At 69.6% G+C, this 23,275-nt stretch carries 19 protein-coding genes and 4 pseudogenes; 14 read left to right on the top strand and 9 right to left on the bottom strand.

All coding sequences use genetic code 11. The annotated features are described in order from the left end of the window. Positions 1 to 11 precede the first annotated feature (11 nt). Complete coding sequence (locus SPRI_RS33505) at positions 12 to 758, top strand: glycoside hydrolase family 12 protein (protein WP_005321035.1); 747 nt, start codon at positions 12 to 14, stop codon at positions 756 to 758. Between the two features lie 74 nt (positions 759 to 832). Here the strand turns inward: SPRI_RS33505 and SPRI_RS33510 are convergent, their stop codons facing one another. Further along, on the bottom strand, positions 833 to 2,857 hold the full coding sequence (locus tag SPRI_RS33510; protein ID WP_037775452.1) for a glycoside hydrolase family 31 protein: 2,025 nt from the start codon (positions 2,855 to 2,857) through the stop codon (positions 833 to 835). 227 nt (positions 2,858 to 3,084) lie between these two features. Beyond that, entirely contained in the window at positions 3,085 to 4,101 is a 1,017-nt protein-coding gene (locus SPRI_RS33515; RefSeq protein ID WP_053557626.1) for a LacI family DNA-binding transcriptional regulator, read from the bottom strand. A gap of 481 nt (positions 4,102 to 4,582) precedes the next feature. Between SPRI_RS33515 and SPRI_RS33520 the strand changes: the two genes are divergently transcribed. The 3 genes and pseudogenes from SPRI_RS33520 to SPRI_RS33530 all read left to right on the top strand — a co-directional run bounded on the left by SPRI_RS33520 (position 4,583) and on the right by SPRI_RS33530 (position 8,658). Beyond that, positions 4,583 to 5,626: an alpha/beta fold hydrolase gene (locus SPRI_RS33520; RefSeq protein ID WP_005321038.1), complete on the top strand. Its 1,044-nt coding sequence runs from the start codon at positions 4,583 to 4,585 to the stop codon at positions 5,624 to 5,626. Between the two features lie 566 nt (positions 5,627 to 6,192). Next, positions 6,193 to 6,866: pseudogene (locus SPRI_RS33525) on the top strand (SDR family NAD(P)-dependent oxidoreductase). Positions 6,867 to 7,326: 460 nt separating this feature from the next. Further along, entirely contained in the window at positions 7,327 to 8,658 is a 1,332-nt protein-coding gene (locus tag SPRI_RS33530) for an alpha/beta hydrolase domain-containing protein (RefSeq protein WP_037775453.1), read from the top strand. A gap of 376 nt (positions 8,659 to 9,034) precedes the next feature. Here the strand turns inward: SPRI_RS33530 and SPRI_RS33535 are convergent, their stop codons facing one another. Then, positions 9,035 to 9,460 (bottom strand): contact-dependent growth inhibition system immunity protein, encoded by a 426-nt coding sequence (locus SPRI_RS33535; protein WP_037775454.1) that lies wholly within the window; start codon positions 9,458 to 9,460, stop codon positions 9,035 to 9,037. 174 nt (positions 9,461 to 9,634) lie between these two features. Between SPRI_RS33535 and SPRI_RS39555 the strand changes: the two are divergent. From SPRI_RS39555 to SPRI_RS39560, 4 genes and pseudogenes are all read left to right on the top strand, one after another. Next, positions 9,635 to 9,876, top strand: a pseudogene (locus SPRI_RS39555) (ATP-binding protein); the annotation flags it as partial. Between the two features lie 234 nt (positions 9,877 to 10,110). After that, positions 10,111 to 10,824: a 2-phosphosulfolactate phosphatase gene (locus SPRI_RS33540; protein WP_037775456.1), complete on the top strand. Its 714-nt coding sequence runs from the start codon at positions 10,111 to 10,113 to the stop codon at positions 10,822 to 10,824. Next, a complete protein-coding gene (locus SPRI_RS33545; protein WP_005321045.1) occupies positions 10,824 to 11,378 on the top strand; it encodes an SMI1/KNR4 family protein in 555 nt (184 codons plus the stop codon). Before SPRI_RS33540 ends, SPRI_RS33545 begins: the two co-directional genes overlap by 1 nt. Next, a pseudogene (locus SPRI_RS39560) lies at positions 11,354 to 11,927 on the top strand (transposase); the annotation flags it as partial. The gene SPRI_RS33545 and the pseudogene SPRI_RS39560, both read left to right, overlap by 25 nt. Here the strand turns inward: SPRI_RS39560 and SPRI_RS33560 are convergent. Next, positions 11,904 to 12,275: a winged helix-turn-helix transcriptional regulator gene (locus SPRI_RS33560; RefSeq protein ID WP_005321047.1), complete on the bottom strand. Its 372-nt coding sequence runs from the start codon at positions 12,273 to 12,275 to the stop codon at positions 11,904 to 11,906. The pseudogene SPRI_RS39560 and the gene SPRI_RS33560 overlap by 24 nt on opposite strands. Positions 12,276 to 12,349: 74 nt before the next feature. On the opposite strand from SPRI_RS33560, the gene SPRI_RS33565 reads away from it, so the two are divergent. Next, positions 12,350 to 13,042, top strand: a complete 693-nt coding sequence (locus SPRI_RS33565) for an NADPH-dependent F420 reductase (protein WP_050791626.1) — start codon at positions 12,350 to 12,352, stop codon at positions 13,040 to 13,042. On the opposite strand, the gene SPRI_RS33570 is transcribed toward SPRI_RS33565, so the two are convergent. Next, positions 13,030 to 13,623 (bottom strand): DinB family protein, encoded by a 594-nt coding sequence (locus tag SPRI_RS33570; RefSeq protein WP_005321049.1) that lies wholly within the window; start codon positions 13,621 to 13,623, stop codon positions 13,030 to 13,032. The two genes, SPRI_RS33565 and SPRI_RS33570, sit on opposite strands and share 13 nt — an antisense overlap. Positions 13,624 to 14,049: 426 nt before the next feature. On the opposite strand from SPRI_RS33570, the gene SPRI_RS33575 reads away from it, so the two are divergent. The 3 genes from SPRI_RS33575 to SPRI_RS38985 all read left to right on the top strand — a co-directional run bounded on the left by SPRI_RS33575 (position 14,050) and on the right by SPRI_RS38985 (position 16,881). After that, the gene (locus SPRI_RS33575) at positions 14,050 to 15,153 is read left to right on the top strand and encodes a pentapeptide repeat-containing protein (RefSeq protein ID WP_005321050.1); all 1,104 of its coding nucleotides are present in this window, start codon (positions 14,050 to 14,052) and stop codon (positions 15,151 to 15,153) included. A 242-nt stretch (positions 15,154 to 15,395) separates the two neighbouring features. Further along, positions 15,396 to 15,857, top strand: coding sequence for a hypothetical protein (locus SPRI_RS33580; protein WP_005321051.1), 462 nt, complete (start codon positions 15,396 to 15,398; stop codon positions 15,855 to 15,857). A 502-nt stretch (positions 15,858 to 16,359) separates the two neighbouring features. Further along, positions 16,360 to 16,881: a hypothetical protein gene (locus SPRI_RS38985; protein WP_005321052.1), complete on the top strand. Its 522-nt coding sequence runs from the start codon at positions 16,360 to 16,362 to the stop codon at positions 16,879 to 16,881. Positions 16,882 to 16,920: 39 nt separating this feature from the next. On the opposite strand, the gene SPRI_RS33590 is transcribed toward SPRI_RS38985, so the two are convergent. Next, entirely contained in the window at positions 16,921 to 17,520 is a 600-nt protein-coding gene (locus SPRI_RS33590; RefSeq protein WP_053557627.1) for a DUF2867 domain-containing protein, read from the bottom strand. Positions 17,521 to 17,741: 221 nt separating this feature from the next. Between SPRI_RS33590 and SPRI_RS33595 the strand changes: the two genes are divergently transcribed. Beyond that, positions 17,742 to 18,383, top strand: coding sequence for a TetR/AcrR family transcriptional regulator (locus SPRI_RS33595; protein ID WP_005321054.1), 642 nt, complete (start codon positions 17,742 to 17,744; stop codon positions 18,381 to 18,383). Between the two features lie 54 nt (positions 18,384 to 18,437). Here SPRI_RS33595 and SPRI_RS33600 read toward each other — a convergent pair whose 3' ends face one another. After that, a complete protein-coding gene (locus tag SPRI_RS33600) occupies positions 18,438 to 18,872 on the bottom strand; it encodes a MarR family winged helix-turn-helix transcriptional regulator (RefSeq protein ID WP_050791779.1) in 435 nt (144 codons plus the stop codon). Between the two features lie 122 nt (positions 18,873 to 18,994). On the opposite strand from SPRI_RS33600, the gene SPRI_RS33605 reads away from it, so the two are divergent. Further along, positions 18,995 to 19,867, top strand: a complete 873-nt coding sequence (locus SPRI_RS33605; RefSeq protein ID WP_005321059.1) for an alpha/beta fold hydrolase — start codon at positions 18,995 to 18,997, stop codon at positions 19,865 to 19,867. A gap of 44 nt (positions 19,868 to 19,911) precedes the next feature. Here the strand turns inward: SPRI_RS33605 and SPRI_RS39565 are convergent. Beyond that, positions 19,912 to 19,989: pseudogene (locus SPRI_RS39565) on the bottom strand (DUF6104 family protein); the annotation flags it as partial. Positions 19,990 to 20,928: 939 nt separating this feature from the next. After that, positions 20,929 to 22,254: a cytochrome P450 gene (locus SPRI_RS33610; RefSeq protein ID WP_106428488.1), complete on the bottom strand. Its 1,326-nt coding sequence runs from the start codon at positions 22,252 to 22,254 to the stop codon at positions 20,929 to 20,931. Positions 22,255 to 23,275: the final 1,021 nt, after the last annotated feature.

Here is a 23,275-nt window from a genome sequence, read left to right on the forward strand (position 1 = left end):
GAAGGGACTCCATGGCACACGCACACCCCACACAGGGCGCACACCCCACACAGGGCGCACGCCGCGCTCTGAGGCGCGCGGCGCTCGCCCCGCTCCTCGCGCTGCTCGCCGTCGTCGGCCTCGCGTCCGCCCCGGCGCACGCGGCCGTCTGGTACTCCTCCGACCGCTGGGGCACCTGGAACAGCGGCGGCTACACCCTCTACAACAACATCTGGGGCTCGGGAGCCGGACCCCAGACCATCTGGGCCGATTCGGCCACCGACTGGGGCGTCTGGGCCGACCACCCCGGCACCGGCGGGATCAAGTCCTATCCCAACGCCAAGAAGGTCGTGAACAAGAAGATCGGCGCCATCTCCACACTCACCAGCCACTACAACGTCTCGGTCCCCGCCGCCGGCGCGTACAACACCGCGTACGACATCTGGGACAGCAACTACGACCACGAGATCATGCTCTGGGTCAACCACCACGGCCCCGTCGGGCCGCTGGGCAGCGCCCAGGGCAGGGTGAGCCTCGGCGGTCACACCTGGGACGTCTACCGGGGCGACAACGGCGCCAACGCCGTCTACTCGTTCCTGCGCACCAGCGACTCCACCTCCGGCACGGTCGACCTCAAGGCCGTCCTCGCCTGGCTGAAGAACACCAAGGGATGGATCGGTGACGTGACCGTCGGTGACGTCCAGTTCGGCTACGAGATCACCTCGTCGCCGGGCGGACTGGACTTCGTGACCCACGACTTCGGCGTGCGGACCAGCTGACGTCACAGCTGAGCGTCGCGGTGCGGCCGGCTCACCGCCGGCCGCACCGCGGCCCGTTTCACCCAAAGCCCGCGTCAGGCAGTGATCGGCAGCTCGGCGCCGTCCCGCAGGAACAGCGGGATCCGCTCCAGCGGCGCGTCCACCGTCACCGTGCGCCCGCCCTCGTACTCCTCACCCGTCCAGGCGTCCGTCCAGCGCGCACCGGCCGGCAGGTGGACCGTACGGCTGGTCGCCCCCGCCTCCAGCACCGGCGCCACCAGCAGGTCGGGGCCGAACAGGTAGGCGTCGGCGACCTCCCACGTCCTCTCGTCGTCCGGGAACTCCAGGAACAGCGGACGCATCGGCGGCAGGCCCTCCTCGTGGGCGGCGCGCATCTGCTCCAGCACATACGGCTTGAGGCGCTCCCGCAGCGCCAGGTACCAGGACATGACCTCCTCGGCCCGCTCCCCGTACGACCACACCTCGTTGGGACCGCCCGTCATCGACGGACCGAGCGGCATACCGGGATCACGGAAACCGTGCAGCCGCATCAGCGGCGACAGCGCCCCGAACTGGAACCAGCGGATCATCACCTCGCGGTACGCCTCGTCGTCCGGGTCGCCGCCGTGGAAGCCGCCGATGTCCGTGTTCCACCAGGGGATGCCGGACAGCGCGGTGTTCAGTCCGGCGGCGATCTGACGCCGCAGGGTGGCGAAGTCGGTGCCGATGTCGCCGGACCACAGGGCCGCACCGTAGCGCTGACTGCCCGCCCACGCGGAACGGTTGAGGGTGACGACCTCCTCCTCACCGGCGGCCAGCATCCCCTCGTAGAAGGTGCGGGCGTTCTCGCGCGGATAGAGGTTGCCGACCTCGAGGCCCGGACCCGCGTGGTAGCGCAGATTCGCCGAGAAGCCCGGCTTGAGCTCCGGTTCGCCGGCGTCCAGCCAGAACGAGCGGATCCCGTACGGCTCGAGGTAGTTCTCCCGCACCCGCGACCAGACGAACTCACGGGCCGCCGGGTTCGTCGCGTCGTAGAACGCGACCTGGACGGGCTCCGCGACCTCCTTGTCCGGCCAGTCGGCGTGCGCCATCGGGCCGTACTCGGTGCCGATGAAGAACCCGCGCTGCTCCATGGGCTGGTGGTTCTCGCTCAACGGCGACACCGACGGCCAGACGGACACCACCAGTTTGATGCCGAGCTCCTCCAACTCCAGGACCATGGCAGCGGGGTCGGGCCACTCGGCCGGGTCGAACTTCCACTCCCCGAGGTGCGTCCAGTGGAAGAAGTCGCAGACGATCACGTCGATCGGCAGGCCGCGCCGCTTGTACTCGCGGGCCACGGACAGCAGTTCGTCCTGGGTGCGGTAACGCAGCTTGCACTGCCAGAACCCCGCGGCCCACTCCGGCAGCATCGGCGTACGGCCGGTCACCGCGGAGTAGCGCCGCTGCGCCGCCGCCGGGGCGCCCGCGGTGATCCAGTAGTCGATCTGCCGCGCGCTGTCGGCCACCCAGCGGGTGCCCGTGCGCGCCAGCTCGACCCGGCCGATCGCCGGGTTGTTCCACAGCAGGGTGTAGCCGCGGCTGGAGGTGAGCACCGGAATGCCGACCTCGGCGTTGCGCTGGACCAGGTCGACCACCGCGCCCTTCTGGTCGAGGAGGCCGTGCTGGTGCTGGCCGAGGCCGTACAGCTTCTCGTCGTCGTAGGCGGCGAAGCGCTGCTCGAGGCGGTGGTAGCCGTTGCCGTTGGGGGTGTAGAGCCGGGAGCCGGGCCACCAGAAGTGGGCGCGCTCCTCCGCGAGGAGTTCACGTCCGTCCTCGGTCCTCGTGAACCGCAGCAGCCCCTCGGCGTCGATCGAGACGGTCATCGCCCCGTTGACCAGCACGCCGGCGCCCTGCTCCGTCTTGACGGCGAACGAGCTGCCGGGCGGGTCGTCGGCCAGGGCGCCCGGCAGACCGTCGAGCAGCGGCCCGCCGAGCCGGGCACGGACCCGGACGGCGTCCGGGCCCCACGGCTCGATGCGTACGGTCTCCTGGCGTCCGCTCCACTCCAGAGCACCGTCGCACTCGCGGACGGTACCCACGGTGGGGGAGGACTGGGCAAGGCTGGGTGACTGGTCCACGTGGAGAACTCCTGGGCGTCAGAGGGGCGCTCATGGGGGCGGAGGGGGGCGGTGCGGTGCCTGCGGTGCGGTGCGGTGCGGTGCCTGCGGTGCGGTGCGAGGGCGTGCGCGGCCGTCTGGTGCGGTGCGAGGGCTGCGCGGCCGTGTGGTGCGGACGGCGCCTGTGGTGCGGCCGGTACTGACCGGCGGGTGATCCCGGCGTAGTGGGGGAGGAGACGCGAGGCGGTTCAGGCGGAGGGGAGGGGGGCCGGACCACTGCTGGCACGCACGGTGATCTCGGGCTCGAGAAGGACGACCTCCTCGCCGGCACGCCCCTCGATCTTGGCCACGACCTGATCGACGGCGTGCCGCGCCATCTCGCGCGCCGGGATGGCGACGGAGGTGAGCCGCACCGAGCCCTGGACGGCGACCTGCTCCGGGCAGATCGCGACCACCGAGATGTCTTCCGGCACGGCCCGTCGTTGCTGGCGCAGCAGACCGAGCAGCGGCTCGACGGCGGTCTCGTTCTGCACGACGAAGCCCGTGACGTCCGGGCGTTCGGAGAAGATCTGCGCGAGGGCGCCGGCCATGGCCGCGTAGTTGCCCTCGCACGGGCGGTGCAGAACCTGGAGCCCGAGCGCCCGTGCCCGCGCCCGCAGTCCGTCGATGGTCCGCTCGGCGAAACCGGTCCGCCGCTCGTAGACGGCGGGTGCCTCGCCGATGACGGCGATCTCACGGTGACCGAGGCCGGCCAGGTGCTCGCCGCACAGCGCGCCGGTCGCGGTGAAGTCGAGGTCCACGCACGTCAGGCCGGTGGTCGTGGCGGGCAGTCCGATGAGCACGGCCGGCCGGCCGCTCTCGCGCAGCAACGGGAGCCGCGCGTCGTCCAGTTCCACGTCCATGAGGATGATGGCGTCGGCCAGCCCGCTGCCCACCACCCGGTGGACCGCTTCGGGCCCCTCCTCGCTGGTGAGCATCAGGACGTCGAACCCGTAGCTGCGGGCGTGGGTGGCGATCGCGATGGCGATCTCCGTCATGACCGGCAGATACATGTCCATGCGCAGCGGCATCATCAACGCGATGATGTTCGACCGGTTGCTCGCCAGCGCCCGGGCACCGGCGTTGGGGTGGTAACCGAGCTCCGTGATGCTGCGCTCGACCCGCTCCCTGGTGAGCGCGGAGATGGTCCGCTTCCCGCTGAGGACGTAGCTGACGGTGCTGGCGGAGACTCCGGCGTGCTGCGCTATGTCGGCGAGGGTGACCATCGGATCTCCAGATGATGAAGCGCTTCGACAACGCGCTCCGCGTCGGTGACTTCGGATGTGGGTAGACAGTAATCCGACGGGTTCGGCACTGTCCAGACCTGTTGTCGAAGCGCTTCAATAGACGCGCGGGACCGGGTGGAGTTGGAGCGGGTGCGGCGGCTAGAGCTGCCCGCGGACCTGTTCGCCGACGTGTCGGAGAAGCTGGTGGACGTCTGGCGAGCGCGCGCGTCGTGGTGCTGCCGCTGTCGCCGTTGGAGGACGACGAGCAGGAGCAGGCCGCCGCCGGCACGGAGAACGCACGTCACACGGCTGGCCCCCTGCTGTGGCGCGGACGGTCTCGCGCATCGAGCGTGGTCTGGGCGGGCAACGACGCCCCGGCCGAGCGCATAGAACGGATCCTCATGCCCGTCACCGTGAAGACCACCGGGTACCCCACGAGTCCACTGTCCCCGCGAATAAGGGCAAGGACGTCGAACTCTTCGTGCGGGAGCGCGACGGCACGCCCCCCGGCCACCTCGACGAGCGCACGGCCGTCCTGATGCTCCACGGCCGGAGCGTTCCGGTGCTCGCGGGCTGTGATCTCGACTTCAAGTCGTACAGCTGGGCCGATGCGCTGGCGAAGGCTGGTTACGACGTCTTCATGATGGACCTCCAGGGCTCGGGGCTGTCGCCGCGCCCGAAGATGGACGATCCTCGCAACGTCAATCCCGCCCAGCAGCACCTTCTGAAGCCGAGGCCCCCTGGTTTCACGCCGGGCCCGCCGAACTATCCGTTCCAGCTGACCAATTCGAACAGCGACCGGGACGAGCTGAACACCGTCGTGGAGTGGATCATCCGCGAGCGAGGGGTGAAGAAGGTCGCCTTCATCGGCTGGTCCGCGGCCGCGTTCACGATGGGGCCGTACGCGGTCAAGAACCCGGGCAAGGTGTCGAGCCTGTTCCTGTTGGCGCCGATCTTCCCGCCCGAGGGCACGTCGAACGCCCCCGACCCGCTGCCGCAGCCCGGCTTCCCGATGTTCCTGAGCACGAAGGACGGCACCTGGAACGGGTGGGGCAACGAGGTGCATTGCGAGGGACAGCGCGAAGAAGAGATGCGCGACAAGGTGTGGGAAGCGATCATGAAAAGCGATCCGGTGGGCAGTACGTGGGGGCCGGTCGGTGAAGGGCGCAGTCGCATCAGAAATTTCGTCCGGTGGGGCTGGAACAAGACCACCGCGGCGCAGGGCGGCGTCCTCGGCGGCAGCGTGCCGGTCCTCATCGCGTACGGGGAGTACGACAGGCAGGTGAACACGTCGAGCGAAGATCCGGAATTCAACTTCTCGGTCCCCGCGCTCTACAACGCCATCGCCGGCGACCACAAATTGATGGTCAAGCTGGACTGCGCCGGGCATTCGGTGGTGTGGGAGATGCAGCACAAGAACGTGCACAACCTCTCGAAGCACTGGCTCAAGCACCTGAAGGTCGACGACAAGACCCAGGGCACCTTCAAAATGAACACCAACGGCGACATCAGCCCGGCTCCATAGGACAGTCGAGCCCTCGACAACCCTGGGGCCCAGTGGAGTCCGCCGTCTGCGCGCACTCGCCCGAACGGCGAGCCACGGCATCGTCCGCGGCGGCGCCCGCGCCATGGGCGCGAGCGTGGGCGGGAGCAACGGGCGGCTGCGCTCCCGGCTGGAGCATCAAGCCACAGACTCCATGCAATCGAGCACCAGTCGCTCGGGTCCGGCTCAGTTCAGCACTGGCGGATCTGGTGGTCCCGGTCTTGGACGACGGGACCACCAGATCCGGGTGGACGACGGGCTCAGCGCCGGGTCAGCGCTGCTGGATCCACCGGAATCCGCCCGGTGAGGCACCGCGGCAGGGGATTGGGCGTCGTGCCTGCGGGCCCTGGCACTGGAAGATACGGGCTGGCGTGCTGGTTTCGCTCGGCGTCGGCTGGTCGGCCTCGCGATCAGCGCCGACCCCGTCCCGGACACCACTATTCGGCCCCGGTCCCGAGCCAGCCGGACGACTGAGCTGCACTCTGCGGCCGACTCCGACGCCCGCCATCGGGCGGGCGATCGCAGCCCGGCTCGCGGCCGAAGGCGCCATGGTGATCGTGCACTTCGGCACGGACGAGCACGGTGCGGCGGCGACGGTCGAGGGGATGGAACGCGCCGGTGGGACCGCCCTCGCCGTACGTGCCGAACTCGGCGTGGAGGGCGACGTCGAGACGCTCTTCGCCGGGGTCGAGGCCGGCCTGGCCGGTCGGCCGCTCGACATCCTCGTCAACAACGCGGCGGCCCCGCCGGCCGGCCCGCTCGGCGCGACGACCCGGGCGGAGTTCGACCACCTGTTCGCGGTGAACGTGCGAGCGCCGTACTTCATCGTCGAGCACGCGCTGCCCCTGCTGCGCGACGGCGGCCGGATCATCACGATCTCGTCGGTGGCGACCCGGATGGCCAACCCGGCCCAGACCTCCTTCGCCATGACGAAGGCCGCGGTCGAGACGATGGGCAGAACCCTCGCCAACCCACTCGGTCCGCGGGGGATCACGGTGAACGCGGTCGCTCCCGGAGCCACCAGGACGGCGTCCAACGGAGCCGTGTTCGACGTGCCGGGCCTCGCCGAACAGATCGCCGGCATATGACGGCGCTCGACCGGCTGGGCGGGCCCGACGACGTCGCCGAGGTGGTCGCCTTCCTCGCCTCCGACGCCGCCCGCTGGATCACCGGACAGACCCTCGACGCGAGCGGTGGTCTGTTCCTCGGCCCGCGCGTCTGACCGACGAGGGTGACGCGCGGGCCGGACAGGCCAGCGCCGCAATCAAGCCCCGGAGTGCCCCGGACCGTCCTTCACCCCGCTCCAGGGCTGTCCAGTCCCGTGCACCTGTCGACGCATCCCCGGACGCCGCTGCTTCCCTTCCCGACCGACGAAGAAGTACCGCCTTCTTCCTTGGCCGAGCACCGCCTTCTTCCGTGGCCGAGCACGGCCACGCCTCGGGCCGGAGGACGGGCATGGGCCTCCTGACGGCGACCCGACGGCTGATCGGCCGTCCGAGGAGGACGGCTCGCTCCATTGGCTCCGCCGGAGGGCCGACACAGACGGCAAATGATCGGCTGACTCCACCGCCGGCGCACCGGACGAGTGCCTGCCGGCACGAAAGGAGCAGCATCAGATGTTCTGGCCGCATTTCCGAAACAAGGGCCCCGCTCCGGGGCGACGGCGAGCGCGTGCTCTCCGGGTGGGCGCGCTGCTGCTGGCGGCACTGACTCCCGCCCTTCCGGCTTCGGCCGCCCAGGCGTTCCCCACCGGCTCCCCACCGGGCCAGGCGCTCCGCGATGTCGTGAAGCCACCGCAGGACGACAACGAAGACCGGCTCAGCGATCCCGCCGTCACGCCCCTCGGATCCTTCGGGGGAATCCGCTATGTGCAGTACGACGGTGTGTTCGAGGGCGAGACGTCGACCGGGCGGTTCCGCGTGCCCTACCGGATCAGCGCCCCCGCCGAACCGCACCGCTCCAACGGCACCGCTCTCGTGGAGCCCTCCCACTTCGTGGTGGGACTCGGCATGCTCAACGTGTACCTGCGTCCGGACTTCCTGTTCCGCCGAGGGTTCGTGCACGCCGGCATCGGCTGGAGCACGCTCGGGAACCGCATCCTCGACCCGTCGGTGCCCGGCACGTTCATCGAGGGCGGATTCGAGGAGGGCGGCGGCCGCGTCGACGACGAGATCATCACCGACTTCGCCAAGGCCCTCGCCGACCGGTCCTCCGGCGCGCGTCCACTGGTCGGCAAGGTCCACCGGCAGTACGGCACGGGCTTCTCTGACAGCTCGTACCCGCTTCTCCGCCTGGTCCATTCCGGGGACGCCACGGGCGCGCTCGACCTGGTGCTGCCCGTCACCACCGAGGGCTTCGACCCGCAGGCCGACATCGCCGCCGGCCGCTACAAGGGCAAGGTCCTGATCGTGAATTCGGAGGCCGACGACTCGACGAATCTGCCCGACCGGGGCGTCGCCCCCAAGCAGTACCGCTTCTACGTCGTCGCGGGCAGCCCGCACATCCCGGATCCGCTGGACGCGCCGCTGGACGTGCCGTTCCCCGTGAGGGGGTCCACACCGGCGAGCTTCGTGCCCGCGCTGCGCGCGCACTTCCTGCAGGGCCACGAGTGGGTACGCAAGGGATCACCGCCGCCGACGAGCACTCAGTTGCGCACCGATGGCGACGGCATCGTCCGGGACGCCAACGGCAACGCGATCACCGAGGACCGCACCGGCCGGATCGTGCCGCGGCTGCCGTTCGTCGAACTCGGCGAGGCCCGGTACATCGCCGGCTTCATCGGCAGCTACGACAACGTGCGCACCGTGCAGCAACTCGGCTTCAGCAGCCACCGCGCCTACCTCCGGGCCTTCACCGACGCACTCCGCGACTACCAAAGGGCCCGCTTCATCCTGCCGGAGGACGCGCGTGACATGCGCCGCCGCGCGATGCTGTGCCCTCCGTCGACGTTCACGGAGACCTACCGCGACCACTACCCCCAGTTCGTCGCGATCGAGCCCTGCTCGGCGAAGTGATCCCCCGCCGGTCCTCACCCGGCGGGTGACGCGATTCCCCGCCGCGCCGGGGACCGGAAGACCTCCGCTTCCATCCGCTGTGGCTCGGGGCGCCGCCCGCCCGCGGCAGGGCGTGCTGTTTGCCGCGGGCAGGGTGTCTCACCTCCCCCATTCTCTTCTTGGTGGCCGCGCAATGGGGCACCCGGCCTCCGGAGTTGGCATGACTGTCTCCCCCTGTCGAACCATGGCCCGGGGGCGTCACCGGCTCCGGAGGCATCGACAGACCGCTGATCAGGAAGTCCTCCTCTGCCTCGCACGACGCCGAGCCGACGTCCTCTCCACGATGCTCCGCGACAGCACCTTCTACGAACCACGGCCGGCAGCCGCATGAATCGGGTCAGCGAAGGGGTGCGGGCCGCGCGACGAAGCGGGCAAGCTTTTCTGCGGCGCCGCGGGGCAGCTCGAGGACCGCTGCCTCGGGCAATGTCGTGATCACCGCGCGCAGCCGCCTGTCCAGCTCAGGCAGCAGGGCCCAGGCTGACAAAGGGGCATCGATGGCCGCGAGCAGCAGGTCGCCCTCATAGAAGTAGGCGTCGAGCAGCGGCTCCTCGAGCAGCAGGCGCCCTGCGAGGGGGAGGACGTGGGGCAGCGCCACCTGCTGTGAAATGAGGGTGCGCAGATCCGCCGGACCGAGGTCGCCCAGGCGCACACGCCGCAGATCATGCACTTTGCGGACCAGGTGGGTTGCGTCAGCATCGGGCGGCGCCCAGCGAGGTGGGTCCAGCTCATCGAGCGTGCGGTCCAGGTGCAGCAGATGGTCCATGAGGTTCATTCTCACCAGGACGGGCAGAGCATCTCAGGCCAGGTCACTGGTACTCCGGAGAGGTTTCGCTGCCTGGCCTGTTCAGCCACGCGAAGGCGGGCCGGAATCGTCGAAGCCGTACCGCGTTTGCCGTGCCTGTTCGCGGTCGGCCCGATATCGCCGGCGTCGCGTCCCGTGATCGTATGGGTCAAAGGCAACCACGGTGCGGGCAGGACGACGACCAGTGCACTCGTGCAGCAGGTGCTTCCTGATTCACGGGTCTTCGACGCCGAGAAGGCCGGCGAGACCTCATGGACATCCCGCCGGGGCTGCCCGCGGCGCACAACTTCCAGCACTGGCCGCCGTGGCGGCCGCTCGTGGTCGAGACGGCCCGTCGCGTACTCGACCATCCTGGGGGGACCCTGGTGGTACCCATGGCTCACCACGCACCTGCCCCACCCACACTCCTCGTCGCCGATCCGGCCCTCTGGGAGTCGTCTCACGAGAGTCAAGGGGCGCCAACCGCCCGGACTCATCGAGCTCTGTCCAACTCACCGAAGTTCTACGTCGCGAACGCGTGCACACGAGGTAACCGCCCAGCAGATCCCCGGTCGCCGAGGGACCGTCGACGTGGCTTGTGGACCGCTTCCGTGGGCTGCGACGATCCCGGCATGGACTCGCGAGTAGTCGGGACACCCGACCTGGACGGCACCGAACAGGTGGCCGTTGTGATCGATGTGATGCGGGCGTTCACCACCGCCGCATGGGCTTTCCACCGCGGGGCGGACAAGATCGTTCTCGCTGCGGACGCGGGCGAGGCGCTGGCGATCAAAGCGGGTCACCCAGGCTGGCTCGCACTCAAGGACGGGGCGCCGGTCAGCGGGTTCGACCTGGTCAACTCCCCTGGTGTGATCCAGGGGACGGACCTCGCCGGCCGCACCGTGATTCAGAAGACCACTGCGGGAACGGTTGGGGCTCTGGCGGTTGTCGAGGCGAAATTGGCGCTGTGCGCCAGTTTCGTCGTGGCCGGCGCGACGGCCCGGGCCCTGGCGGACGCCGGCGCCGACTCGGTGACGTTCGTGGCCACCGGCGAGGACGGCCGTGCCGCCGAGGATCTGGCCTGCGCCGAGTACATGGACCGGCTCCTGGCCGGGGATCGTCCCGACCCCGGCCCCTATCTGCAGCGTGCCCGCACCTCCCCGGCCGCGGACGACCTGCGCAGCGGACGACGCCGCGGTGCTCACCCCACCGATGTGGAGTTGTGTGTGGAGGTCGACCGGTTCGACTTCGCCATGAAGGTCGGACTGGAGGAAGGGATGGCAGTGCTGCGGCCGCTCCGGACCCGACCAGAAGCGGCGTCCGCTGAACGCACGCACGGTAATTGATGAGCCGTTCCTACCTCATGCTGCCGCGAGCCCTCACGCGCCTTTTCCATATCGCCCCAGTACCCGGCGAGCCCCGCCGGAAGGAGTGGGGCGAGGTCGAGCGCTGTCTCGGAGTCGGGCTTCCCGCCGACTACAAGGAACTCATCCACCTCTATGGAGGAAGTAACTGGGACGACTACGTGTACGTCTTGGAGCCCGGCTGCCTCAACGAGAACTACGATCTCGTCGAATGGGCCGAGCGCCAGGCCGAAGACCTGGAAGACCTGTGGGAATTCGAGAAGAAGCCGGCGGAACTGGAGGCAGAGGGGTCCCGCGTCATCCCGTGGGCGACCACGGACAACGGAGAATGCCTCTACTGGCTTGTTCGGCCAGGCGTCGAGCCCGATCGGTGGACCGTCATGGTGAACGAGGCACGCGGCGACCGATGGGAGCATTTCTCCGTGTCCTGCACCGATTTCCTCGCGTCCGCCCTTGACGGAGAGCTGCAGTCGGACATCCTTTCGTCGCTGTTCCCGCGTGCTCCACATGAATTCCGCCAGCTCACTGCGGTATGACGGTTGAACGGCGGGCCCGCCATCCGGGACGGAAGCGGCATCCGGACCGGCTGGTGGTCCAGGGCATCCTGTTCGTGCTGCACACCGGGATCGCCTGAGAACACCTGCCGCAGGAACTCGGCTTCGGCTCGGGCATGACCTGCTGGCGGCGCCTGGCCGAGTGGACCGAGGTCGGCGTGTGGCCTCGGACGTCACCCACCCAGTTGCTTCCACTCCTCCAAGCCGTACCGCCCGTGCGTGGCAAGCACGGCCGGCCCCGGCGCCGCCCGGACGTGGTGCTGGGCGATCGCGGCTACGACCACGGCAAGTACCGCCGTCCGGTCTGGGACCTCGGCGTGAAGCCGCTGATCGCCCGCCGCGGCACCGAGCACGGCTCCGCCCGGGGCACCCAACGATGGGTCGCCGAAGGCACGTTCGCCAACCTGCACTGGTTCCGCCGCCTGCGCATCCGGTGGGAGATACGCGACGACATTCATGCAGCCCTCCACACCCTCGGCTGCACTCATCTGCTGGAGACGTCTGCACTCACTCCGAAGGGCACTGAGCGGCGGTGCGTTCGGCTTCCTGGGCTGCCATGACCTCATCACCGTGCTCGAAGGCCCACGCTCCGACAGCATCGATGGGCGCCAGCAAAGTCCGGCCCAGGGCGGTCAGTTGGTACTCGACGCGTGGTGGCGCTCCCGGGTGTGCCCGCCGGTCCACCAGTCCGTTGGACTGCAAGCGCCGCAGCGTCTCGGTGAGGACCTTGGAGCTGATCCCCCCGATCCGCTCGCGCAGTTCGACCGGACGCCTGGGCCCGTCGCGCAGGGCCCAGAGAACCACGGCGTTCCAGGTGTTGGACAGGAGGTCGAAGGCCAGGCGGGCACGGCAGTCGGCGAGGAAAGCGTCGGTCGTCACGTACCAAATGGTGCCTGATAGGCCCTCTAGCGTCGTTGCGAACGGTCCAAGAAGGCACTGGAAGGAACTGCGTGATGAGAATCGGCGTACTGGGCACGGGCAACATGGCGGACGCGCTGGCCACGCACTGGGTCCGCGCCGGGCACAACGTGGCCATCGGGGGACGGGACATGCACAAGGCGGAGCGGCTCGCGACGCGCCTCGGGGGCAGTGCGAAGCCTGTCACTCTGCCTGCGGCAGCCGAGTTCGGTCAGGTGGTACTGGCTGCGCTGCCCTTCGGAACAGGGACGAGCGTGGTGCGGGAACTGCGAGCGGTCCTGGACGGCAAGGTTCTGATCGACTGTTCCAATCCGGTCGGTCCGGGCTTCCGGCTTCTGACACAGAGCGGCCTCTCGGCTGCACAACAACTGGCCGCGGCAGCGCCGGGGGCGCATGTGGTCAAGGCGTTCAACCTCTGCCACGAGGACGTGTGGCGCATGTCGCCACCCGTCTTCGACGGACGGCGACTGGCCGTTCCGGTCTGTGGAGACGACGAAACGGCCCTCGCCCTCGTACACCAGTTGGTGCGGCAGGTCGGCTGCGAACCCGTGGCCGGCGGCTCTCTCGAACGAGCCGGACTCCTGGAAGCGACCGCGGCACTGTTCATCGGGCTGTGGGTCGGCGAGGGAGCCGATGCCCAAGCCATCGCACCCCCGCTGGCCTATGCCGCCGGACCGAGGGACGAGGAACCACGAACCGCCGAAGAGGCTTCTCGTCAGGAGTTCTGAGCCTTGATCGGTGCGGCCGACCTGGCGGCCTGCTCGATCTTCGCGCAGTAGGCTGCACGGGCTTCCTCGTCGATCTGGTTCTCGTGCTCGGGGCGCAACCCGGTCCGGCCGTCGAGGCCCTCGCGCAGGATGTCGGCGTGCCCGGCGTGCCGGACGGACTCGCCGAGGACATGGACCATGACGGCGAACAGGTTGGTGTCGGCGTGAGGCTCCGGCCACCACGGCACGTGGCCGGGGGCGTCGAGGGGAAGCTCGTTGATCGTCGCGTCCGAGTGTTCCCACGTGCGCCGGTAGAACTCGATGATCTGATCGCGGGTCTCGTCCTCGGCCGCCCACAGATCGCTGCCGTTGTAGTCCTGCCACCGGGGCAGTGGTTCCGGGGAAGGGCGGTCGAAGACCTCGCCGAAGTACCTGGCCTCGACGGTGGCCACGTGTTTGACCAGGCCGAGGAGGTTGGTCCCGGTCGCTGTCAAAGGTCTGCGGGCGTCGTATTCGGGCAAGCCGTCGAGTTTCCAGAGCAGCGCCTCGCGGTCCCGCCGCAGTCTCCCGTGCAGGTTGTCCTTGGCGAATTCATCGATCATGCGGCACGAGCCTGCCATGGGCTGCTCGGGGTCTCAAGATCCCGTACCTGGTCCGCGGCGACTGACAGAGCCGAGACCTGGCCATGCCTGCCGCCTTGACCTGCTGCAAGAAGCTCGCGACGCGTGCCACGTGCGACGACCTCTTGGGCTTCGGCGTATTCGGGCGACATCCGATTGCTGTCGCATCGTCGGGCCGGGGCGGGGCATTTCATTGAGCCGGACGCGAGCCAGGCTGCGAGTCTCAGCGATCACGGAACACCCCGCGCTCGTGCAACGGCTCACCGGGGCCCATGGGAGCGGAAGCCGCCGCTCCAACTCATCCACCTTGATCGTCAGTTGCGCGGCGCCTAGGCTCCCATGCCCATGGATACGGGGGAGGCGAACCGCGGTCGCAGGCCGTGGCGTGACCGGCTGGTCCGGCAGCGCGTGATCGCGGCCGTGCTGGCCGGGACAGCGGGCCTGGCCCTTCTGGGCGTGGTGCTCGTCGTCGCGCCGGGTGCTGTCGTCAATCATGATCTCGCCGGCGCGAGCGTCGCCGCCCAGGACCGGCTGAAAGCGATCAACGACGTCCGTACGACACTTCTGCAAGCCGTCGGCGGCGTGGTCCTGCTGTTCGGCGCGTACGCCACCTGGCGGCAACTGCGGGTCAGCCAGGACAGCTTGCGCGCCACCCAAGAGGGCTATGTCACCGACCGGTTCAGCACGGCCGTCGATCAACTCGGCAGTGACAAGCTGGAAACCCGCATCGGCGGGCTCCACGCGCTGTGGCGCATCGCGGAGCACTCCGCCCGCGACCGTGAGGCCGTCATCTCCATCCAGGCCGCGTACCTGCGTACGCACCTGCCCTGGCCGCCCGCCGGATCGAACGCCCCGGCGGCGGACCTGCCCATCAACGACGTCGTGCCACTGGAGGTCCGTGCCGCCGACGCACAGGTCGCGCTGACCGGGCTCGGTGTGTTGCTGCTGCGGCCCCGGGAGCAGTCCTGGGTCAACCTCGGTGTCACGGACCTGCGCCGGGCCGACTGCGACGGGCTGTGGCTGAACGAGGTCAACCTCGACCGGTCCTGCATGGAGGGGGCGGGTCTGTATCACGCCAACCTGACACAGGCGTCGCTCGTCTCGGTCAACCTGCGGCACGCCGACCTCAAGACGGCGATCCTGCGCCGGGCCCGCTGCGTTCTTGCCGACCTGCGGGGCGCCCGGCTGGTCGAAAGCGACTTGCGCGACGCGGACTTCACCGAGGCCGACCTGAGGGAGGCGAACCTGCGCAAGGCCGACGCAGCCGGCGCTGCCTTCCACCGGGCAGACCTGCGCCTTGCCGACCTGCGTGGCTGCGATCTGAGCACGGCCGACCTCCTCCAGGCACGTCTGACGGGAGCACTGGCCAGCGAGCACACGCGCTGGCCGGCAGGTTTCGACCACGCGGCCGCCGGCGTCCTCGTCACAGAGGATCCCGGCCCTGAACCTCCACCACTGCTGCAGCCATCAGGGATCACGACGCAGCACCCGCCCCTGCGATCCATGCCGTGACGAGGGCCGAGGTGAAGACCGCGTCAAGCGGGAGAACCAGGTGCGCAGGGCACCGGGAACGCGCCGCCGGCCGCCGGCCGCCGGCCGCACCGCGCCCGGCCACCGGCTCACGTCAGAACCCGGACCCGATCTGCCGCGTAGGCCGTTCGGGGGAATGTGAACGGACCCGCGTCATCGAAGTCGTGTGACCGCCTCTCCCTCCGTGTGCCGCATCCGCGGTGCAGGTGAAAGGGAGGTAGTCCGTGACGGATCCGACGACCGAGGCAGCGGTGCGGTGGCTGGCGTCGGTGGCACCTGAGCCCCACGCCTGCCGCCTCGAGTGGGAGTGCGACCCCTTCCGGGCCACGCTGCTGCCCGCGGGGAGCCTGTGGGATGTCGTCCTCGTCCCGGGAAGAATCGGTTTTCCGGCCTTCGACGTGCTCTCCGGCCTCACGGACGCGCCGGGCCCGGTGCTGGCGGACTTGGGCGGCACCCGAATCGGGTTCTTCGTGCCGCCAGGGATCGCCGACCACTTCGTCGGCACAGGCATCCGAGGAGCCGGGCGCGGAACATGGGTCGTCGTCCCCTGCCCGGGGCGGTCCTCCGGTGGCATGCGATGGCTGGTGCCGCCCGACGGCACGGGGATCCTCAACGAATTGGTCACACTCGAACACGCCCTGCACGAAGCCGCGGCCCGGCTCGCGGAAGAGGACAGACAACTCTGAATCACGCGGCGAACCATCCATGACCGCGCACCCCGCCCGCAGCAGTCGACCGCCGTTGGGCTTGCGTTCATCTGCCCGACTCCCTTGCTGTCCGCGGCGCGTCCGCAGAGGGCGTTCATCCAAGGATTCGAGCGTGCGTCACCAAGGGTGGCTTGGCGTGAGCGGACGTCACCCGCTGGGCGGTTGTGACGTCGGGGAGGCCGTGGCAACGCGGCAGTATCGGTTCTGCGCACGGGTCGGTCGAACTCCCGGGCCCCACGGTGCCGCCTGTGACCGAGCACGACGAACGTACGGAGTGACGCAAGTGTGGACATGCATCGGCAGTCGCCAAGCGCTGCCAATGTCCCATAGTTGGGGTTTCGGGGCCTGGTCGGCCGTGAACGGGAGTCAGCAGTACTGCAAGAGGCTTTGGGCGGCCACCGGCTGGTGTCGGTGACGGGTGCGGCGGGGGTGGGCAAGAGCCGCTGGCCGCCGGCGTTCTGGAATCGATGCGGAACGGCCCATGGCAAGAGGTCGTCCGGGTCTGCTGGCGGGGCAGCGGGGCAGCGTGGCGGCCGGGCCCGGTGCCCTGGCGACCGAGGGCGTCCAGGCGCTGTCACGGCTGCTGCCGGGCGGGGGAGCGGCGCACACGAACGAATGGGCGAACAGGGCTCCGGCAGCCCCGATCCTGCTGTTCCTCGACGACGTGGACCCGGTCCACGCGCAGTGCACGGGGCTGGTGCAGCACCTGCTCATGGCGCTGCCGGCCATGCGCGAGCTGGTGACGTCACGGCAGGCCCTCGGTCTGGGGGAGGAGCACGTCCTGCGGCTGTCGCCGCTGACCACCGCGACGCCCGCCGGTCGCAGTGGTCATGCTCCCGCGGTGGAACTGTTCCTCGAACGAGCGCGTCGGCGGGTGGTCGCCGGCATACTCGCCCCTGGTCGTGGACGGCGCGGGTTCTGCGGGGACGGCGTAGGCGAGGCCACCGGCGACGACGAGGCGCCGGTGGCCTCGGCCTCGGTCCGGTCATGTCATCGCATGTGACCCAGCCGGCCCGGGCCGGCGGCCTGTCTGCGCGGCGTCTCAGATGTGTCGCTGCGGGCGGCCGTGGTCGAGCCAGGCGCGTTCCCACTGGCGGGTCAGTGCCGGGTAGACGATGAGATACCGGAACGGTGCGATGGCGGCCATGTAGAGCCTTCCGAACAGTCCGTTGGGTTTGACGAGGGCCGCCATGCGCAGCTCGTATCCGCCGTCGCTGGTCGGTACCCAACCCAGGTGCATGATGTCGTGGACGGTTTTGTTGCCCAGCTCGCGGGCCGCCTCGTTGTCGAGCTGGTACACCTCCGTGAACGGGTCGGTGCAGGGGGCGGCGCCGGCGGCGGTTCGGGCGAGGTCGGGCGGGAGGCGGTCGCGCAGCGAGGCGACCCGCCCGCCCAGGCCCGCCCGGGGGGTGTCCCAGCCGAGCAGGGCACCGAGCTTCCAGCGCACCGCGAACAGGAACCGGACGGCGGCGGGCGCCTTTCGGGTGTCGTAAGCCTTCTTCAGCGCGTCGAGCATCACGGGGAAGTCGTCGGGCCCGGCGTCGGGCGCGCGGAAGGACCACACGTCCTCGATCCGGAAGTCGTGGGCGAACTCGTGGATCCGCCACGGCTGTTCGGTGTGGGCGGCTTTCGGGATCCGCATCGGTCATTCCTTCCGGGCGGGTGTGCCTACGGGTGGTGCCGGAGGCCGCCGGTGGCGCAGCCGGCGACCACCGCATCGGGTGGACGGGGGCAATCCCGCGTCGTGGACCACGCCGCCATGGGTGCGGTCGGTGTGCCGGGCCGACGGCCGGTACCAGCGATATGAGACCACCAGTTTCGGAACTATTGGTTTCGATACCCTTGGTTTCGTATGATGCATCCATGTCCGTGCGAAAGCAAGCCCGCAATCAGGGGGGCCGCCCCCGAGACAGCCGCGTCGACGACGCCATCGCCTCCGCCGTTCGAGAGCTGCTGGCGGAGGTGGGATACGCGCGGCTCACCATGGCCGAGGTGGCCGCGCGAGCGGGCGTGGGCAAGGCGGCGATCTACCGGCGCCACGCGACCAAACAAGAAATGATCTTCGACGTTCTCCTGCCGGATCAGTTCCTGGCCGTGGCACCCGACCGCGGATCGCTCCGCGCCGACCTCGCCGCCGTGCTCGCCGAGATCGCGGCGAGCATGGCCCATCCGCCGCAGGGGACGATCCCGGGCCTGCTGGCCGATATCCATGCCGACCCCGCACTGCGTGACCGGTTCGACGAGAAGTACCTCGGAGCCCAGCGTCAGACCCTCACGGAGATCCTGGACCGTGCGGCCGCGCGCGGCGAACTGGCCACCCGCCCCGACCCGGCCATCCTCAACGCCCTGTTGGTCGGCCCCGTCTTCGCTTGGCTGTTCCTGCTGTCCGGTTCCCCCAGTCAACTCCCCTCGCTGACCTCCGCGCTCCTCGGCGCGACGCTCGCCCTCGCCGGCCCCGGACCTGCCGGCGCCCCGGCCGGTTCCGGCAGTGAGACCGTGACGTGAACCAGGTCCTCGAACGCGAGCGTCGGAGGCAGCGGGCTGGTCACCTGGGGTGGCCTACGCCGGAAGACCCTGGGCAGCCGCCTCCCGCATCCCGGCCAGGAAGCCCCGGATCGCTGCCAGTTCGCGCTCGTCGTATCCCCGCAGCAGCTCCACCGCCCGGTCGATCAGCGGTCCGAAGTGGGACCGACCCAGGGTGACGGCCTGCTCGTCCACCTCGACGGTGACTTTGCGGCGGTCCCGTTCGCCACGCACGCGCCGTACATGTCCGGCCCGTTCCAGCCGGTCGATCAGTGCTGTGGTGCCCGCCGAGTTCAGACCGAGCGCGACGCCCAGCCGTCCGGCAGTGACCTCCTCGCCGGCGCGGGCGGCGTCCATCAGGGCGATCAGCGCCCGCACATCGGTGGGGTGCATGCCGTTGCTCCGGGCGAACCGGGCGCTGTGCCTCCCCAGGTCGACGGCCACCGCCCGCAGCAGGTGGACGATCTCCATCTCGGGCCCCTGCTCGGCTCGCTCGACGGGTTCCTCGTACCTCTGGTCGGACACGGCCCGCCTCCGGTTACCATCTCGCCGACAAGTATCTCGCTGAACGAGATAATAGGGGGTCCTCGCTCATGAGCGTTCGCGGTACGTACGATGCCGACGGTTTCCTCGCCGCGTACGAACAGGTCATGGCCAAGTGGCCCACGCCGCGCGAGACCGCCACCGTGCCCACGCCCTTCGGCGCGACGCACGTCAACGTGTGCGGCCCGGCCGACGGCCCCCCGCTCGTCCTGCTGCCTGGCGGTGGAGGAGCGACCTCCGCGTCCTGGTACGCGCAGGCCGCCGAACTCTCCCGCAGGCACCGGGTGTACGCCGTCGACCTGATCGGCGCCCCTGGCCGCAGTACGCCCGCCGATGACCGCCACCCCCGTACCGTCGCCGACCTGGCTGAGTGGCTGGACGCGCTCCTCGACGGCCTCGGCATCGCGAAGACCGCCCTGGGCGGGCACTCGTACGGAGCCTGGATCGCACTGCACCACGCGTTGCGCGCGCCCGACCGGGTCGACCGTCTGGTCCTCTTCGACCCGACCCAGTGCTTCACCGGCTTCAAGCCGGCCTACCTGCTGCACGCGCTGCCCATGCTCCTGCAGCCGTCGCCCCGCCGCGTCCGGACCTTCCTGAAGTGGGAGACCGGGGGCGCGCCCGTCGATCCCGACTGGCTGGCTCTCCAGGAGGCGGCCGCCGGGTTCCCCTCACTCCGCCCGGTGACCGGACCGCGCCCGGCACCGGAGGCCCTGCGTCGCCTGGACCTGCCGGTCCTGCTGCTCCTTGCCGGAAGCTCCAGGACCCATGATCCTTCCGAAGTGGCCGCCCGCGCCGAGGAATTGCTGCCACGCGTCACGACGGCCGTGCTGCCGGCCGTCTCTCACCACGCGCTGCCGCACGCCACCCCGGCCGGAACGGGCCGTTCGGTCGTCGACTTCCTGGACGGGGCGGGCGACTGAGTCGCCCGGAGAACGTTTACAGGGCGGCACGGGGAGCACCGCACAGCGATCCGCTCAAGGGTGACCTCCTCCTCGCCGTGCCGGTTCTCCGGCTCCTCGATGCCGCGGTCGGTGAAGTACATGGGGGAGGGGAGAGGGACGGCGAACCCTGGAGGCTTCCAAAAGGTGTGCACCACCTTGATGCCCCGACTCTCCTCGGAGCCGGAGCCGGAGCCGGAGCCGGTGCCGGAGCCGGAGCCGGAGCCGGAGCCGGAGCCGGAGCCGGTGCAGTGCTGCTCCGCTCTCAAGGAATGCGGGAGGTCTGCTCCTCAGACCGCGTGCGCGTGCAGTCCTCTGCGGCGCCGTAGGCGCTGGTCGGCGTACTGTACGACGCCCCGTTTCCGTCCCTGAGCCGGGAGGCGGAGGGTTCGTGCCTTTGTGTTGCCGTGGGCGACAAGGCCAGAAGTTGACCTCATCGGGCCGGGGAGACCCACCCTATGGTCGCGTCACCGAGGGCAACTGCACGGAGGTACTGGCTTCTGTGTCGCGCCGTGTTGGTAGGGCTCGGCACGTGCGCTCACAGGGGCCGTTCGTTAGCCGGCCACTTCATCCGAGGGAGCAAGAAGCATGGGTCTCAGAGAGCCTTCGAGCGACGCTCACCATGCGTCCACGTCAACCGGCAGCCGCAGGGAGGCGGCAGCTTCAGCGGCCCCAAGTGGACGTACCACCGGGCGCATACGGTATCTGCGGTCTCTGGGCCGCGCAGCAAGTCACGGATTGGTCTACGGACTGGCGTCGGCCTCCGGCGCCGCCATGGTGTCCGGACTCGTTTGGTGGAGCCAGCGATAACCGGCCGGCCCGGCCGGTTCATCCAAAGAACCGGTGGCTCCGACTGCTTCGGCACCGAAGACACGTGGGCCCGGCACATCGGACCAGGCCCCACGTCGGGAGAGGGGGCCGCCAAGCACCTGGGTGTCCGCGCCGACGTTCCCCACGGTGCCGTCGATCCACTGGTCGTCCGTGGATGCGGGGACCGGCAATGGCGGTCTCCATGACTGCGAAGCCGGCAGGGTGTAAGGCAGTCAGCGAGGGAGGACGACCATCGGCATGCGCGTCGGATGGGCCATCGCCGCCGTCGCCTCCCGCGGGGACTTGCTCCCCGGGACCGGACGAAGCTTCCACCGGGGCAAAATCGTGGCCAACGCGATCGTGGCCTCCATCCAGGCGTACCGGTCCCCGATGCATTTGCGGTTCCCGGCCCCGAACGGCACCACGTGCTCCCGGGGGCGCGCGGCGACCTGTTCGGGCAGCCACCGGTCGGGGTCGAAGCGGTCGGGGTCCGGGTACAGGTCAGGATTGCGGTGCAGGGCGTAGAGGCTCATCAGGACCTCGGTCTCCGCGGGCAGCTCGTAGCCCCCTATGGAGACAGGTTCGGTGGTCCGCCGCATCAGGGTGACCACGCCGTGCAGGCGTATCGCCTCGTCCAGGACCCGGGTGATGCTCGGCAGCTGCGTGACGTGCGCGAAGGTGACCTTCCCGTCTCCCACTACCTGGTCGATCTCCGCCAGCAGCTGCTGCTCGACGTCCGGGTGCTGGGCCAAGTGGTGCAGCGCCCACGACAGCGTCGAGGCGACCGTCTCGGAGCCGGCGAACAGCATCGTCGTCAGCTCGTCCCTGACCTGCTCGTCAGTAAGGCCTTCCCCGGTGTCGTCCCGGGCGGAAAGCAGCAGGGACAGAAGGTCGGTGCGGCCCGCGGGGGCGGAGGCGCGCGTCGCAGTGATGACTTCGTCTATGACCGCTCGCATGCGCGCTGCCGCGGTGTCGAACTTCTTCCAGATGGGCCAGCTGTCGGTGAACTGCGGTGCGAGTGCCCGCAGGATCATGTTCCTCAGGATGATCGGGAGGTCCTCGCGGACCGCATCAACGGCGCTGCGGCCGATGTCGGCGGAGAACAGGGTGGCGGCCAGTGTCTCGATGGCGAAGGTGGTCATCACCTCGTTCACGTCGAACTTCTGGTCGGCAGTCCAGGAGCCGGCCAGTCTGTCGGCCCGCTCGCTCATCACCTCCGCGTAGCCGGCGAGACGCTCCTTGTAGAACATGGGCTGCATGAGGCGCCGGTGGCGCATGTGCTGCGGCTCGTCGCTGTTCGCCAGACCGTTGCCGACCAGAGGCCGCACGCGGTCGAACAAGCGTCCCTTCACAAAGCTCCGCGCCTGTTTGACCATCAGGTCGTTGACGGCGGCGGCGCTGGTCACCACCACCACAGGCACCGGGCCGACGTCGAGCCGTAGGACGGGCCCCTCGGCATGCAGAGATCGCAGAACGGCCAGCGGGTCGCGTGCCAGTCTCGGGAGATGGCCGAGGCCGGGGATGCTTCCCTTGGCGCGGGGTATGGCTGCCAAAGACACGGGCTTCCCTTTCGAGACGGTCCCGCCGGCGCTCGGCACGGTCCGGCGTGGTGATTGTGTGGACAGTGTGGTCGCGGGGGTGGTCGGATCGGCAGCCGAAGATGATCAACTAGGCGGCATCGTAGCCAAGGCCATCCGCCACGAACAGGGTGGAGGTCGCAGCCACCTACCCGGCCGTCTCTCCCGTCGTGCCACGCGCGGTCGACCGGCCGGCACGAAACCTCCCGATGCGGCGGCAACTTGGAGTGCCACCTGCCCATGATGCGTTTGTTTCTCCTTCAACTTACCCGAGCGGGCCCAGCGGAGCGAGCCGGCTGCGCGACCGTCTCACCAGGGTGACCAGGCAAATCACCATTGAGGCGAGGAAGTGACGTGGTGATCGGGATACCGAGCAGAGACGAACGGAAACTGGGGCGACGTCATGAACGCCAGGTATCAGTGCAAGCGACGCAAAGGTCGTCCAACTCCTCGAGGAGGTACGGAAGACCCGATGGCACCCTCCGTGGTCGATGGTTCGGGGCGCAGTGCCACCACTCGGAGCGGGAGTTGGGACAAAGTCGGCACGAACCGGTCCTCCATCGACATGTCCGGGGGCGTGCGGCGTTACGCACCGGCGCGCCGGACGCGTAACACCACCGCGCTCGTCCCTGTCCATCAGACGTCGCCGTCTGCTCGGTGAAAACGACTCTCCGGCCCTCCATGAGCACTGGTTGGTACCGGTCCTCGCGTCCGGGGATCCAGCGGAGCGAGCGGGTCCACGCCCAAGTCGTCACCGACGCAGGGGAGGAGCGTCAGCCGCTCTCAAGCGAGCCACCTTCACGCTCCGCGAGCGCTCACCACTGAAAGCGGAGGAGGAAGCAAGGGGCCCTGACCGGCGGCACGGGCGAGGAACCGGAGCGCCGCAGGTTCACCGACCGGAAGCCTGAAGCCGACATCGACCAACTGACTGCCGAGTGGCGGCGGTTGGAACCGGGGTGCCTGCGTGGCCATCGTGAGCAGGGATATGCTGCCCCCGGCTCCG

This window comes from Streptomyces pristinaespiralis, from assembly GCF_001278075.1.
GTDB classification, from domain to species: Bacteria; Actinomycetota; Actinomycetes; order Streptomycetales; family Streptomycetaceae; genus Streptomyces; species Streptomyces pristinaespiralis.

What these genes read in the sequence shown, in the direction of transcription:
- SPRI_RS33505 (WP_005321035.1), top strand. Translation starts at nt 12, where the DNA reads ATGGCACACGCACACCCCACACAGGGCGCACACCCCACACAGGGCGCA.
- SPRI_RS33515 (WP_053557626.1), bottom strand. Translation starts at nt 4,101, where the DNA reads ATGGTCACCCTCGCCGACATAGCGCAGCACGCCGGAGTCTCCGCCAGC.
- SPRI_RS33535 (WP_037775454.1), bottom strand. Translation starts at nt 9,460, where the DNA reads ATGGACCATCTGCTGCACCTGGACCGCACGCTCGATGAGCTGGACCCA.
- SPRI_RS33540 (WP_037775456.1), top strand. Translation starts at nt 10,111, where the DNA reads ATGGACTCGCGAGTAGTCGGGACACCCGACCTGGACGGCACCGAACAG.
- SPRI_RS33545 (WP_005321045.1), top strand. Translation starts at nt 10,824, where the DNA reads ATGAGCCGTTCCTACCTCATGCTGCCGCGAGCCCTCACGCGCCTTTTC.
- SPRI_RS33565 (WP_050791626.1), top strand. Translation starts at nt 12,350, where the DNA reads ATGAGAATCGGCGTACTGGGCACGGGCAACATGGCGGACGCGCTGGCC.
- SPRI_RS33570 (WP_005321049.1), bottom strand. Translation starts at nt 13,623, where the DNA reads ATGATCGATGAATTCGCCAAGGACAACCTGCACGGGAGACTGCGGCGG.
- SPRI_RS38985 (WP_005321052.1), top strand. Translation starts at nt 16,360, where the DNA reads ATGGCAAGAGGTCGTCCGGGTCTGCTGGCGGGGCAGCGGGGCAGCGTG.
- SPRI_RS33590 (WP_053557627.1), bottom strand. Translation starts at nt 17,520, where the DNA reads ATGCGGATCCCGAAAGCCGCCCACACCGAACAGCCGTGGCGGATCCAC.
- SPRI_RS33595 (WP_005321054.1), top strand. Translation starts at nt 17,742, where the DNA reads ATGTCCGTGCGAAAGCAAGCCCGCAATCAGGGGGGCCGCCCCCGAGAC.
- SPRI_RS33600 (WP_050791779.1), bottom strand. Translation starts at nt 18,872, where the DNA reads ATGGAGATCGTCCACCTGCTGCGGGCGGTGGCCGTCGACCTGGGGAGG.
- SPRI_RS33605 (WP_005321059.1), top strand. Translation starts at nt 18,995, where the DNA reads ATGAGCGTTCGCGGTACGTACGATGCCGACGGTTTCCTCGCCGCGTAC.